We start from the raw sequence: 14,348 nt of genomic DNA on the forward strand, positions 1-14,348 counted from the left end.
TTGGGAGAGCAATTATGAGCCAAAAGAATAGCGCTGCGTTCGCAGAACAGGATCAAGCTAAACAACCATACGACGTTGCAGCAAACGCTGACAATACTTTAGTTCAACAACTTGAAATTGAAGAAAAAGTACAAGACGACCTTCAAAAAAATCTTGATGCCACTCAATTATATTTAGGTGAAATTGGATTTTCTCCACTGCTAACCGCAGAAGAAGAAGTTTTCTTTTCACGTAAAGCCCTCAAAGGTTGCGAAAAATCTCGCAATCGTATGATAGAAAGTAACCTTCGTCTCGTTGTTAAAATTGCCAGAAGATATAATAACCGCGGTTTAGCATTACTGGACCTTATTGAAGAAGGTAACTTAGGATTAATTCGTGCGGTTGAGAAATTTGACCCAGAACGAGGATTTCGTTTCTCTACTTATGCGACTTGGTGGATCCGTCAGACCATTGAGCGCGCCATAATGAATCAAACACGCACGATTCGTTTGCCTATTCATGTTGTTAAAGAGCTTAATGTGTATTTACGCACTGCAAGACAACTTGCTCAAAAACTCGATCACGAACCTACGGCTGAAGAAATTGCCGAAAAACTAGATGTCTCAACTGGTGATGTTAGTCGCATGCTAAAGCTAAATGAGCGCATTACCTCGGTTGATATGCCATTAGGCGGTGATAATGACAAAGCCTTATTGGATGTCATTGCCGATGATGACTCGCTCGGTCCTGATCACCGTGTTCAAGACGAAGATTTATCTAATTCGATTGTTGGTTGGTTAAACGAGTTAAATACCAAACAACGTGAAGTTCTGGCTCGCCGATTTGGTTTATTGGGTTATGAACCTTCGACTCTTGAAAATGTAGGCGCTGAAATTGGTTTAACACGTGAACGTGTCCGTCAAATTCAAGTTGAAGCATTAAAGCGTCTTAAAGATCTTCTTGGACAACAAGGATTATCAGTAGAAGCTTTGTTTAGAGATTAACTCATTTGTAAGTTTTATGCTTTTCAAACCTTAAGCTATGAATTTACTTTTCGAGCGACATAAGCAAGCTAAATAGACGAAATAAAAGACACGTTAATAAGTCAATTAACGTGTCTTTTCTTTAAGCGTTTTTATCTCTTCAAATTAATCTGTCAGACAACTAATTTAGTTTTTTCGCTAATAACTTAAGTTGATATATATACTCTAACGCTTGTTTAGGCGCTAACTCATCAGGATCAATTAGCGCTAAATGATCATTTAGTGGTGAGTAATCCGTGCTTGGCATCGCCAGTGATAATTGAGACTGACTGGTTATATTTGCTGCATCATCATATTTAGGTTGATGGTCGCGGCTTTCTAATTGGTGAAGTTTATGTTTAGCGGCGCGTATCACGTTTTGTGGCACACCGGCTAATGCCGCGACTTGTAAACCATAGCTTTTACTTGCAGCGCCTTCTTGAACAGCATGCATAAAGGCGATGGTATCTTGATGCTCAATAGCATCTAAATGAACATTGACGACACCATTTATTAGATCTGGCAGTTGAGTCAGTTCAAAATAATGGGTAGCAAATAAGGTTAATGCGTTAACCTTTTGAGCAAGATACTCCGCGGCCGCCCAAGCCAACGATAAGCCATCATATGTTGACGTGCCACGGCCAATTTCATCCATTAATACTAAGCTCTGCTGGGTAGCATTATGTAAAATATTAGCTGTCTCGGTCATTTCAACCATAAAGGTTGAGCGACCAGAGGCTAGATCATCAGATGCACCGATACGGGTAAAAATACGATCCACATGACCAATTTGAGCTTTTTCTGCTGGTACAAATGAACCGATATGGGCCATTAACGTGATAAGTGCGACTTGGCGCATGTAGGTGGATTTACCCCCCATATTGGGGCCGGTCACAATCAGCATCTTTCTTAGTGGTGATAAGCACACTGGATTTGCGATAAAAGGCGATTGGCTTACTTTTTCAACAACGGGATGACGACCGCCTTCTATATTTATCCCAATGTCATTGGTCATTTGTGGGCAATGATAGCCTAAGGTCTGTGCACGTTCTGCAAAGTTACTGAGTACATCTAGCTCAGCTGCAGCATTGGCAAACTGTTGTAGCTCATGCAGCTTAGGCATGAGTAAGTCAAATAACTCTTCCCACAATTGTTTTTCTAATGCTAACGCCTTGCCTTGACTTGATAATACCTTTTCTTCGTATTCTTTTAACTCCGGAGTAATATAACGCTCAGTTCCCTTAAGGGTTTGTCGACGTTGATAATGTAGTGGTACCCTGTCAGACTGCAGTCGACTGACTTCAATGTAATATCCATGAACACGGTTATACCCTACCTTGAGGGTATTTATGCCTGTTTGCAGTTTTTCTCGAGCTTCTAATTCCACTAAATAATCGGTTGCGCCGTCACTTAATTTTCGCCATTCATCGAGTTCTGCATTGTAACCTTCACGGATCACTCCGCCATCACGAATAAGTACAGGTGGGTTATCAATAATAGCGCTTTCTAAAAGTGCATGTTCAACAGGAAACTCTCCCAGTAAAACCGCTAAATTTGTTAATAATGGCTGCTGGCAAGGTTTTAAAATTTGCTGAATTTCAGGCAACAAGCCTAAAGCTTGTTTCAAACGCGCAAAATCACGAGGTCTTGCACTTCTTAATGCTAAACGTGCCATAATTCGCTCAATATCACCTAGTGCTTTAAGTTGATCATGCAATAATGGATATAAGTCTTGATCAATTAATTCACTGATGGCGTTATGACGCTGGCTCACTGCGACTCTATCTCTAAGTGGCTGGTGGATCCAGCGTTGCAACATACGGCTACCCATCGGAGTGGCAGTATTATCTAATACCCATGCTAGGGTGTTATCACGTCCGCCAGATAAGTTTTGAGTTAGCTCTAAATTGCGTCTTGTTGCAGCATCTAAAATAATCGAGTCAGCCTGATTAAAGCGAACAATAGAATTAATATGAGGAAGGGCTGTTTTTTGGGTATCTTTCACATATTGCATCAAACAGCCTGCAGCTTGCAGTGCTAATCTTGCATCACTAATGCCGAACCCTCGTAAATCTTTAGTGCCAAATTGATTTAATAATAAATTGACGCAAGTGTCATAATCAAATTCCCACTCAGGGCGTCTTCGTATCCCTTTGAGGTTATTGATTAGCAACATATCTGAGAAATCTTCGCTATATAATAATTCTGCAGGACGAGTACGTTGTAGCTCTGCTTCTAGTGCTTCTCGAGTATCAAGCTCTGAAATAACAAACCGACCAGACGAGATATCTAAGGTTGCAAAACCATAGCCAACTTTACCTTCATAAAGGGCTGCTAATAGATTATCTTGTCGCTCTTGCAGTAAGGCTTCATCAGTTAAAGTGCCCGGTGTAACAATACGGACTACCTGCCGTTCAACTGGGCCTTTAGATGTTGCCGGGTCGCCAATTTGTTCACAAATAGCCACTGACTGACCTACTTGTACCAGCTTTGCTAAATAGCCCTCAACAGCATGGTATGGAATGCCTGCCATCGGGATTGGGTCACCACCACTTTTACCTCTGGCGGTTAGTGAAATCCCCAGCATTTCAGAGGCTTTCTTAGCATCATCATAAAATAGCTCATAGAAGTCACCCATACGATAGAAGAGAAGCATTTCTCTGTGAGCAGCTTTCATTGTCAAATACTGACGCATCATCGGAGTGTGCTTTTCTAAATCTAGATTATCAAGGTCGGTCATATTTTACTGTTAGCTCTGTATTGCTTGTCGCCAAAGAAAGGCGAAAAATTATTGGTGCTAATATTAACAATAATTGTGGGAGAAGGTTAGCTTCAGATAAGTTTTGCGCAATAATTTTGCAGGATGCTTCTCATTAAGTACTGTTTAACTGTACAGGTTTTATTTACTAATAGATCTTAATTTACTGTTTTTAAATGTAAATAAAAAAAGTTAGCTGTAGGACTTGATACTGTATGACTATACAGTATACTGATCAGCATATTAGACAAACACATTGATGATAGAATGTGTATTAAGCAGATTTTTGCGATATAAACGGATAAAAATCTTGTATCGCCGTTATCACCTGAAAGGGGTTTTAAAATGAAAGTTGATCCAAATAAAGAGAAAGCACTTGCCGCAGTATTAGGTCAAATTGAAAAGCAATTCGGTAAAGGCTCAATCATGAAATTGGGCGAAGACCGCACAATGGATGTGGAAACCATTTCAACAGGTTCACTTTCATTAGACGTTGCATTGGGTGCGGGTGGTTTACCAATGGGGCGTATTGTAGAAATTTACGGTCCTGAGTCATCAGGTAAGACAACTCTGACTTTAGAAGTCATTGCCGCAGCTCAACGCGAAGGTAAAACTTGTGCGTTTATCGATGCAGAGCACGCTTTAGACCCTATTTATGCAAAAAAATTAGGTGTTGATATTGATAACCTATTATGTTCTCAGCCTGATACCGGTGAGCAAGCGCTTGAAATTTGTGATGCTTTAACCCGCAGCGGTGCCGTTGATGTGATTATTGTTGACTCAGTCGCAGCATTAACACCTAAAGCTGAAATTGAAGGTGAAATCGGTGATTCTCATATGGGCTTGGCGGCACGTATGATGAGCCAAGCAATGCGTAAGCTGGCTGGTAACTTAAAGCAGTCAAATACGTTACTTATCTTCATTAACCAAATCCGTATGAAGATTGGGGTTATGTTTGGTAACCCAGAAACAACTACCGGTGGTAACGCATTAAAATTCTATGCTTCGGTTCGTCTTGATATTCGTCGTACAGGCGCGATTAAAGATGGTGATGAAGTTGTGGGTAACGAAACTCGCGTAAAAGTAGTGAAAAATAAAATTGCGGCTCCATTTAAGCAAGCTGAATTCCAAATTCTTTATGGTCAAGGAATTAACCGTACTGGTGAATTAGTCGATTTAGGTGTTGCACATAAATTGGTTGATAAAGCGGGTGCTTGGTACAGCTATAAAGGTGACAAAATTGGCCAAGGCCGTGCTAATGCTGGTAAATACTTGCTTGAGCACCCAGAAGTGGCAAAAGAAATTGATACTACATTACGTGCTATGTTGTTAAGTTCAGGCACGGGTGCCAGCTCAGCTTCTGATATTGATGAAAATATTGATTTAGAAACCGGTGAAGTATTCTAAGAATTTAGTTCTGAGCTTGTCAGTCAAATCTATCGCGGTAGAGCATCTTGCTCACCGCGATTTTTCTTATAAAGGCGTTCAAAATCGGTCATACCAAAGGGTGCCGAGTAGTTGAGAGTTCCACATTCCCTTGATTATAATGAAACATAAGCCTTTAGCTTTAACCTAACAGCATTAGTATCAGACTATGCGCTTTACACGGATGATTAAGCTGAATTATCTATCATAAACATGGGTTTAACGTTTGTTTTTACTAAATCATCAGTCTAGCCAAAGCTTAATTTGCTTATTATTTAATCCAGAATTGCCCCACTATCTATGCAATCATGATTGCAGGCGATATCTTTAATAATACTGATGTATCAACCTGCTCATCTCGCATATTTGGGTAAATTCAGTATATAATGCCCACATTTATAGGCTTGATTATTCAATTATAAACTCCATGTGAGTTTGATATATTCCAAGCTTGAAACTTTCGTTTATTTCTATTTCAGGATCATTTCATGTTTCAGACCACAGCAGAGTTAAGAAGTGCTTTTTTAAAGTACTTTGAAGATAACGGACATCAGGTTGTTGATAGTAGTTCATTAGTTCCCGGAAACGATCCAACGCTACTATTTACCAATGCGGGTATGAATCAATTTAAAGATGTATTCCTTGGTATGGATAAACGCAGCTATAACCGCGCAACCACATCACAACGTTGTGTTCGAGCCGGTGGTAAACATAACGATTTAGATAATGTGGGTTACACCGCGCGCCATCATACTTTCTTCGAAATGCTAGGTAATTTTAGCTTTGGTGATTATTTCAAAGAAGAGGCTATTCGCTTTGCGTGGACCTTTTTAACGGGCACATTAAAACTGCCAAAAGAACGCTTATGCGTCACCATCTATGAGACAGATGATGAGGCGTATGATATCTGGACGCAAAAAATTGGCGTACCAGCGGAAAACTTAATCCGTATTGGCGATAATAAAGGTGCAGCATTCGCATCTGATAACTTTTGGCAAATGGGTGATACAGGTCCCTGCGGTCCTTGTACTGAAATTTTCTATGATCATGGCGAACATATTTGGGGCGGCCGTCCTGGCACACCTGAAGAGGATGGTGATCGCTTTATTGAAATCTGGAATATCGTATTTATGCAATACAACCGTCAGGCTGACGGTGAGATGCTCCCTTTACCAAAACCTTCAGTTGATACAGGTATGGGAATTGAGCGTATTGCAGCGATTATGCAAGGCGTTCATTCAAACTATGAGATTGATATTTTTAAAGCTTTGATTGCTAAGTCGGCTGAAATTATTGGGGTAACTGATTTAGAAAATAAATCATTACGCGTTATTGCTGACCATATCCGTTCATGTGCTTTCCTTATTGCTGATGGAGTAATGCCATCAAATGAAGGTCGCGGTTATGTATTACGTCGTATCATCCGTCGTGCTGTTCGTCATGGTAATAAGTTAGGTGCGACAGAGTCTTTCTTCTATAAGCTAGTGCCAACTTTAATTAATGTTATGGGCGATGCAGCTAAAGAACTTGTACAAATGCAAGCCATTGTTGAAAAAGCGCTTAAAGCAGAAGAAGAACAGTTTGCCCGTACTCTTGAGCGCGGCTTGCAGATTTTAGATAGCGCACTCACTGATTTAAAAACCGATGTTTTAGATGGTGAGACTGTATTTAAACTTTATGACACCTACGGTTTCCCTGTGGATCTAACTGCAGACGTTTGTCGTGAACGTGATATTCAAGTAGACGAAGCGGGCTTTGAAGCTGCTATGGCTGAACAGCGCAGTCGTGCTCAAGCTGCAGGTCATTTTGGCGCTGATTACAATAGTAATCTGATTATTGATACTGACACTGAATTTTGTGGCTACACCGAATTATTAGGTCAGGGTACTATCAAAGCTCTATATTTAGACGGCAAAGCTGTGGACAGCTTAACTCAAGGCCAAACTGGTGTTGTTGTGTTAGATAACACACCGTTTTACGCTGAGTCTGGTGGTCAAGTGGGTGACAAAGGTTTATTAACCAGTGATGGTGTGGTTTTTAATGTTGTGGATACCCAGAAGTTTGGTCCCGCAACGGGGCACCAAGGCGAATTAACTGAAGGCAACTTAGTTGTTGGCCAAGTTTTGTCTGCACAAGTTGATAAAAAGCTCCGTCATCGTACCCAATTAAATCACTCGGTCACTCATTTATTGCACGCAGCACTGCGTCAAGTACTTGGTAGCCATGTTACACAAAAAGGCTCACTGGTTAACCCTGAACGTTTACGTTTTGACTTTTCTCATTTTGAAGCGGTTAAACCTACAGAATTAAAAATGGTTGAAGACTTAGTTAATACTCAAATTCGTCGCAATCATGAGCTTAAAACCGCAGAGATGGCCATTGATGAAGCCAAAGAAAAAGGGGCAATGGCCTTGTTTGGTGAAAAGTATGACGCAGAAGTGCGCGTTGTGACCATGGGTGACTTTTCAATCGAACTTTGCGGTGGTACGCACGTAGGGCGCACAGGTGATATCGGTCTGTTTAAGATTACTTCTGAAGGTGGCATTGCAGCTGGGGTTCGTCGTATTGAGGCGGTTACCGGCGCTGCAGCTATGGCATATGTAGCTGAGCAGCAAGCTCAATTAGATGAAGCTGCTGCTTTATTAAAATCTGACAGTGCTTCAGTTGTGGCTAAACTTAAAGCACAACTCGATAAAGTAAAGCAACTTGAAAAAGATTTATCTCAACTTAAAGATAAATTAGCCGCAGCTGCGAGCGCAGATCTTGCGACTGATGCAATTGACATTAATGGTGTTAAGGTTTTGGTGAAAAAACTTGAAGGTGTTGATGCTGGCTCATTACGCGGCCTTCAAGATGAGCTTAAGCAAAAGCTAAAATCGGCTATTATTGTCTTAGGTGTTGCCAAAGAAGGTAAGGTTAACTTAATTGCTGGTGTGAGTAACGACTTAACTAAGCAAGTGAAAGCGGGCGAGTTAGTGGCAATGGTAGCTCAGCAGGTCGGTGGTAAAGGTGGTGGACGCCCTGATATGGCTCAAGCCGGTGGCACGCAGCCAGAAGCACTTGATGCCGCATTAGCATCAGTTCATCCTTGGATTACAGAACGTTTAAGTTAAAAACTTGCGTTAGACCTCAAAGATACGAGACTTTTCGCGATATAGAACGGTGTTAAGTCTTGAGTGTTATGAGGTCTTTTGGCATAGTGGACTTTAGGTTAACTTTGATTGTTTTTAAAATTATCAGAATACGATGGATATCAGTTCTGAAATTATTTAAATGTTGATTTCTAACTTATTCACATGACTTTGTTAACAACCTAACATTTTTGTTTGAAAGTGTAGGTTATTGTAGATGGCGCATTAAGCTGCATGTTGTGCGTTGTTATTTTTCTGATTTATAAATGCTCGTTAGTCAAACTTTGTAATTGAAGTTACTATGACTTTTATTGAGCAGACCCTATAATAAACGCATATTACGGACAAAGCGTGTTATGCAGTGTGAACTAAAGGAGCAACCGAATGCTAATTTTGACTCGTCGTGTAGGCGAAACATTGATGATTGGTGATGAAGTCACTGTGACTGTTTTAGGTGTTAAAGGTAACCAAGTACGTATTGGTGTTAACGCACCAAAAGAGGTCTCTGTTCATCGCGAAGAGATTTATCAGCGTATTCAATCTGAGAAATCAGGTTCGTCAGAAGGCGGAAATTTCTAATTTATTTAGAATTTACGCCACCATAAAAGTCAGCATTTGCTGACTTTTTTGTTTTTGAAGCCAGTTCACCACATTAGATGTGCGTAAGTGTTTTATTGACACGCAATTAGCCAATTATTATTTAGAGTGATAGTGGGTGCTAGCAGCAATTAATCGTTAATCAGAACAGACTTTTTAGCATTTTTTGCTGTTTAACTCCGCAATGTGATTAAAAACACTCCAAATGAGTTAGGGATTCCTAAAAAGGGTTTGACTTATTTTCGGCAAACAGTAATATGTGCGCCAAGAAAACGGAGAGGTGGCCGAGTGGCCGAAGGCGCTCCCCTGCTAAGGGAGTATGGGCTTTATCTCCCATCGAGGGTTCGAATCCCTCCTTCTCCGCCATTTCTTACAAATAACAAAGCGCGTGTAGCTCAGCTGGATAGAGTACCTGGCTACGAACCAGGCGGTCAGAGGTTCGAATCCTCTCACGCGTACCATTTTGTTTTTTGTTATGTTATTGAAGTAATACGATGCGCGTGTAGCTCAGCTGGATAGAGTACCTGGCTACGAACCAGGCGGTCAGAGGTTCGAATCCTCTCACGCGTACCATTTCAATTTCATTTAATCCTAATTTATTGCGCGTGTAGCTCAGCTGGATAGAGTACCTGGCTACGAACCAGGCGGTCAGAGGTTCGAATCCTCTCACGCGTACCATATTTGACGGAGAGGTGGCCGAGTGGCCGAAGGCGCTCCCCTGCTAAGGGAGTATGGGCTTTATCTCCCATCGAGGGTTCGAATCCCTCCTTCTCCGCCATTCATTCATATGTTGCAAATGCATCTATATAAACTATGATTGAATGACCAAAGCGAAATTTGCGCGTGTAGCTCAGCTGGATAGAGTACCTGGCTACGAACCAGGCGGTCAGAGGTTCGAATCCTCTCACGCGTACCATCTTAAAAAAGCCCTGCTATTTTAGCAGGGCTTTTTTACATCCAATTTCTTCCCCGTTGTTTACTTATACTAAGCACAGCAACTAAATTCTCAATCTGGCTTGTAAAAATACTCGATAATGGCGTTACATTTTTTGATTGTAGAATAACTCGTTATCATAGAAATCTACCTTTTATCATGCATTTTTTCTTCTTTATATTTATTCACTTATTTACAGTGATTGGAATTAGCTGTGTTGGTTACTGCTTATTAAATCTCAACAGGTGTTAAGCACTTAGTTGAGCCAGTGAGTGTTATATACATCTTATTTTATTCTGCCAACTATACCCATTAACATGCGGATAAATTATTTCGTACCGTGTTGTTTGATATCAATTGAGCATAGAAGATTTACTCGCGCGCCAATAGTCGGTCTTGCCGTTGGTTTAGACGACGTTCTACCTTTCCTTATTCTTAGTGGTGTATCGCCCATTTATCGTCGTTATCAGTAAAAATAGTCTTTAGAACCTAAGTTTCTAACCGCTGCGATGGCTATTTGATGGGCAGTTTCATTTTTATGCAGATAGGATGTGACTATTAACAAAAGATATGCAAACAATGATCGAGTAACATGTAGTGGATTTTACAAAAAGACAACAAGCGGTGTGTTTAAGTGTTTTGCATATTTAATTAGTGATTTGGTAGCTTATTGCTATAAAAATTGAATATTTAGCATTTGTTTTCGTTTGAGATAACTATTTTTGGTAAGACCATTTTACAAACAGATGGTAATCTTGATATACATTGTTTATATTTTGTAACTTAAATTAGCCTTCAAAGGTGCAATCTATCAATAATTGCTTTTTTTTGAATTTATAAAATTCGATTATTTGTGAATATTTATGCTTTTAACGGGTTGCGCTACAACTAAAGTGGTAATTTATTACCAATAATAGCGATAACACTTCATAAGCGTCATTTGATGAGGGCGCTATAGCGATATCACGTTTATTTTCAGCGAGGAAGTATGACATCGATCAGTGAACAATTAGTTGATGCACTTGGCATTATGGTAATGGGAATGAGCCTAGTGTTCATTTTTTTAAGTGTACTCATTGTAGGAATCGCCATTGTTGCAAAACTTTGCCCAGTTCCAATGGTCGTTGCTAAACCAGATATCGCCTCTGATCCGGTTACCACTAACCGATTAGATCCAAAATTAGTTGCAGCTATTACTTCTGCTATTCACCAATACCGCGCGTAAGATTTATTTTTGGGAGTTTTTATGAGCAAGCCGTTAGCCTTAACCGATGTCGCCCTGCGCGACGCCCACCAATCTTTACTTGCTACTCGTTTACGTATTGACGACATGTTACCTATAGCACCTTTACTGGATAAAGTTGGCTATTGGTCTTTAGAGTCATGGGGTGGTGCCACATTTGATGCTTGTATTCGATATTTAGGTGAAGATCCATGGGATCGCATTCGCGAACTTAAAAAAGTGATGCCAAACACGCCTCAGCAAATGTTACTTCGTGGTCAAAATTTATTAGGTTACCGTCATTACGCTGATGATGTTGTGACTCGGTTTGTTGAACGTGCGCACACAAATGGCGTAGATGTATTCCGTATTTTTGATGCGATGAACGATGTACGAAATCTCGAAACTGCGGTAAAGGCAGTTAAAAACGTTGGCGGTCACGCACAAGGCACAATTTCATACACCACAAGCCCTGTACATACTCTTGATACTTGGGTTGATATGGCAAAGCGTCTAGAGGATATGGGCGCTGATTCATTATGTATTAAGGATATGGCTGGTTTACTCAAACCTATGGAAGCCTTCGATTTGATCAGCCGATTAAAGTCGCAAACTGACTTAATGATTTCAATGCATTGCCATGCCACAACTGGTTTAAGTACAGCAACATACCAAAAAGCCATTGAGGCAGGAGTTGATGTATTAGATACCGCTATTTCTTCAATGAGCCAAACTTATGGCCACAGCGCAACAGAGACGCTTGTTGCTATGGTAGAAGGCACAGATCGTGAGACTAACTACGATATGGTGTTGCTAGAAGAGATTGCAGCCTACTTCCGCGAAGTACGTAAAAAATATGTTCGCTTTGAAGGGGCATTAAAAGGGATTGACTCTCGTATTCTTCGTGCTCAAGTTCCTGGTGGTATGTTAACCAACATGGAAAACCAGCTTAAAGAGCAGGGCGCCGCAGATAAAATGGATGCCGTACTAGAGGAAATTCCAAGAGTTCGAGAAGACTTAGGTTTCTTGCCTTTGGTAACCCCAACATCGCAAATTGTTGGTTCACAATCGGTTATTAACGTTCTAATGGGTGAGCGTTATAAATCAATGACCAAAGAAACAGAAGGCGTTTTAAAGGGGGAATATGGTGCAACACCGGCCCCGTTAACGCAGAACTTCAGGCACGAGTACTTAAAGGCGCTGAAGCCATTACTTGTCGTCCTGCAGATCTCATTGAGCCAGAACTCGACAAATTACGTCTTGAATTAGCGCAAAAAGCCAAAGAGTTAGATTTTTCATTAGCGGCAGAAACTGATGACGATGTAATGACTTATGCATTGTTTAGTCAAATTGGACTGCAATTTTTACAAAATCGCGGTAACCCTGACGCATTTGAGCCGGTTCCTACAGCGGATGATTTAGTGGTTAAAGATACTAAAGCTAAAGACTCAAAAGGCCCTGAAACCTATACCGTGAATGTAGAAGGTCAAAGCTTTGTGGTCGAAGTGAGTCAAGGTGGTGAAATCAGTCAAATTGTTCCAGCTGGGGTTGCGAGTCAAACAGCAAATCCTATTCCAGTTCCACCTGCATCATCAGGCGCGGTTAAGTGCACTATGTCTGCACCGTTATCTGGCAATATTTTTAAAGTCTTGGTTACAGATGGTCAAACGGTTAAGGCGGGTGATGTAGTTATCATTCTTGAAGCAATGAAGATGGAAACTGAAGTTCGTGCCCAGGAAGATGGTGTTGTTACCAAACTTGCTGTTAAGCAAGGCGATAGCGTTACCGTTGGTTCAGCATTACTGGCATTAGCATAAGAGGGCGATATGGAAGGATTACTAGCCTTTTGGGCTGAGACAGGTATCGCGCATTTTGAAGGCGGTCAGTTATTGATGATGGGTGTAGGCTGTTTACTGCTGTATTTAGCCATTGCCCGTGGTTTTGAGCCCTTACTACTATTACCTATTGGTTTTGGTGCAATTTTAGCAAACATTCCCAATGCAGGTTTTACCGAAGAAGGTGGGTTATTGTATTACGCCTATTACGTGGGTATTAAAACTGGCATTTTCCCCTTATTGATTTTTATGGGGGTCGGGGCTTTGACTGATTTTGGTGCACTGATTGCTAACCCAAAAACATTATTGCTTGGTGCAGCGGCACAATTTGGTATTTTTGCCACATTATTGGGCGCAATTGCACTTAACTTAGTGCCTGGTTTTGAATTTAGCATGAAAGATGCTGCGGCCATTGCCATTATTGGTGGTGCAGATGGGCCTACGGCTATCTTTTTAGCTTCTAAGTTAGCGCCTGATCTTTTGGGTGCCATTGCGGTTGCTGCTTATTCATACATGGCATTAGTGCCATTAATTCAGCCGCCTATTATGAAGCTACTTACGACACCCGCTGAGCGTAGCATCAAAATGGAACAGCTACGTGAAGTGAGTAAGCGCGAGAAGATCATTTTCCCATTAATGGTCGTTGGATTAACCATTTTGTTTTTACCCGCAGCAACACCGTTAGTTGGTATGTTCTGTTTAGGTAACTTGATGCGTGAGTCTGGTGTTGTTGATCGATTATCAAAAACAGCACAAAACGAACTGATCAATATTGTGACTATCTTTTTAGGACTTGCTGTTGGTTCAAAGCTTTCGGCTGAAGAGTTTTTACGCATCGAAACCTTAGGAATTTTATTACTTGGCGCAGTTGCTTTCTCCATTGGTACTGCTGGTGGGGTATTAATGGCTAAGTTAATGTGTAAATTATCTGGTGGAAAAGTTAACCCATTAATTGGTGCAGCGGGTGTATCAGCGGTACCAATGGCTGCTCGTGTGGTGAATAAAGTTGGCTTAGAAGCTAATCATCAAAACTTCTTATTGATGCATGCTATGGGGCCAAATGTTGCAGGCGTATTAGGCAGCGCTGTCGCAGCAGGGGTATTGTTGGCGGTATTAGGTTAACCAACACTATCGTTATTATCTGGGCTAATATTATGTCTTTAACAGCATCTAAATTCATGAGTTAGTCTAACTTTATGTTCAGTCCAATTAAAAAAGCCAATGCAAATGTCATTGGCTTTTTTTTTGCAGCGTGGTCAGGCTGAGTGCGACGTATGAGAACTGTGTGATTCATCTTAGTGCGCCAGTTGTCACTATGCACTGTTTTGGCGCTGTTTTGATATTCACAAGCGAGATAAAACCTTATTATGAAGAGTGTAAGTCAATAAAATTAACAACTTAAATAGTTGGCATAAATGATGAATATATATTTGTATATACGAAAT

Annotated in this window: 7 protein-coding genes, 6 tRNA genes and 1 pseudogene; 13 read left to right on the top strand and 1 reads right to left on the bottom strand. The window is 40.8% G+C overall.

Translation table 11 applies throughout. From position 1 onward, the window contains the following. Positions 1 to 14 precede the first annotated feature (14 nt). A complete protein-coding gene (gene rpoS / locus HBH39_RS04425; protein ID WP_167675970.1) occupies positions 15 to 983 on the top strand; it encodes an RNA polymerase sigma factor RpoS in 969 nt (322 codons plus the stop codon). Positions 984 to 1,143: 160 nt separating this feature from the next. On the opposite strand, the gene mutS is transcribed toward rpoS, so the two are convergent. Beyond that, a complete protein-coding gene (gene mutS, locus HBH39_RS04430; RefSeq protein WP_167675972.1) occupies positions 1,144 to 3,741 on the bottom strand; it encodes a DNA mismatch repair protein MutS in 2,598 nt (865 codons plus the stop codon). A gap of 363 nt (positions 3,742 to 4,104) precedes the next feature. On the opposite strand from mutS, the gene recA reads away from it, so the two are divergent. The 12 genes and pseudogenes from recA to HBH39_RS04490 all read left to right on the top strand — a co-directional run bounded on the left by recA (position 4,105) and on the right by HBH39_RS04490 (position 14,025). Then, positions 4,105 to 5,166 (top strand): recombinase RecA, encoded by a 1,062-nt coding sequence (gene recA, locus HBH39_RS04435; protein WP_167675974.1) that lies wholly within the window; start codon positions 4,105 to 4,107, stop codon positions 5,164 to 5,166. 506 nt (positions 5,167 to 5,672) lie between these two features. Continuing rightward, positions 5,673 to 8,297 carry an alanine--tRNA ligase gene (alaS, locus tag HBH39_RS04440; RefSeq protein ID WP_167675976.1) on the top strand — a complete coding sequence of 875 codons (2,625 nt, stop codon included), beginning with the start codon at positions 5,673 to 5,675 and terminating at the stop codon, positions 8,295 to 8,297. 402 nt (positions 8,298 to 8,699) lie between these two features. After that, complete coding sequence (gene csrA / locus HBH39_RS04445) at positions 8,700 to 8,894, top strand: carbon storage regulator CsrA (protein WP_167675978.1); 195 nt, start codon at positions 8,700 to 8,702, stop codon at positions 8,892 to 8,894. A 292-nt stretch (positions 8,895 to 9,186) separates the two neighbouring features. Then, positions 9,187 to 9,278, top strand: a tRNA-Ser gene (locus tag HBH39_RS04450). Between the two features lie 18 nt (positions 9,279 to 9,296). Then, a tRNA-Arg gene (locus HBH39_RS04455) sits at positions 9,297 to 9,373 on the top strand. Between the two features lie 35 nt (positions 9,374 to 9,408). Further along, positions 9,409 to 9,485, top strand: a tRNA-Arg gene (locus HBH39_RS04460). Between the two features lie 28 nt (positions 9,486 to 9,513). Beyond that, positions 9,514 to 9,590, top strand: a tRNA-Arg gene (locus HBH39_RS04465). Positions 9,591 to 9,598: 8 nt separating this feature from the next. Then, a tRNA-Ser gene (locus HBH39_RS04470) sits at positions 9,599 to 9,690 on the top strand. A gap of 61 nt (positions 9,691 to 9,751) precedes the next feature. Next, positions 9,752 to 9,828 (top strand) — tRNA-Arg (locus HBH39_RS04475). 1,006 nt (positions 9,829 to 10,834) lie between these two features. Next, positions 10,835 to 11,071: an OadG family transporter subunit gene (locus tag HBH39_RS04480; RefSeq protein WP_167675981.1), complete on the top strand. Its 237-nt coding sequence runs from the start codon at positions 10,835 to 10,837 to the stop codon at positions 11,069 to 11,071. 21 nt (positions 11,072 to 11,092) lie between these two features. Beyond that, positions 11,093 to 12,885: pseudogene (oadA, locus tag HBH39_RS04485) on the top strand (sodium-extruding oxaloacetate decarboxylase subunit alpha). 9 nt (positions 12,886 to 12,894) lie between these two features. Next, complete coding sequence (locus HBH39_RS04490) at positions 12,895 to 14,025, top strand: sodium ion-translocating decarboxylase subunit beta (protein ID WP_167675983.1); 1,131 nt, start codon at positions 12,895 to 12,897, stop codon at positions 14,023 to 14,025. Positions 14,026 to 14,348: the final 323 nt, after the last annotated feature.

It is taken from the genome of Shewanella aestuarii, assembly GCF_011765625.1.
Taxonomy (GTDB): domain Bacteria; phylum Pseudomonadota; class Gammaproteobacteria; order Enterobacterales; family Shewanellaceae; genus Shewanella; species Shewanella aestuarii_A.

What these genes read in the sequence shown, in the direction of transcription:
- HBH39_RS04480 (WP_167675981.1), top strand. Translation starts at nt 10,835, where the DNA reads ATGACATCGATCAGTGAACAATTAGTTGATGCACTTGGCATTATGGTA.
- recA (WP_167675974.1), top strand. Translation starts at nt 4,105, where the DNA reads ATGAAAGTTGATCCAAATAAAGAGAAAGCACTTGCCGCAGTATTAGGT.
- csrA (WP_167675978.1), top strand. Translation starts at nt 8,700, where the DNA reads ATGCTAATTTTGACTCGTCGTGTAGGCGAAACATTGATGATTGGTGAT.
- alaS (WP_167675976.1), top strand. Translation starts at nt 5,673, where the DNA reads ATGTTTCAGACCACAGCAGAGTTAAGAAGTGCTTTTTTAAAGTACTTT.
- rpoS (WP_167675970.1), top strand. Translation starts at nt 15, where the DNA reads ATGAGCCAAAAGAATAGCGCTGCGTTCGCAGAACAGGATCAAGCTAAA.
- mutS (WP_167675972.1), bottom strand. Translation starts at nt 3,741, where the DNA reads ATGACCGACCTTGATAATCTAGATTTAGAAAAGCACACTCCGATGATG.
- HBH39_RS04490 (WP_167675983.1), top strand. Translation starts at nt 12,895, where the DNA reads ATGGAAGGATTACTAGCCTTTTGGGCTGAGACAGGTATCGCGCATTTT.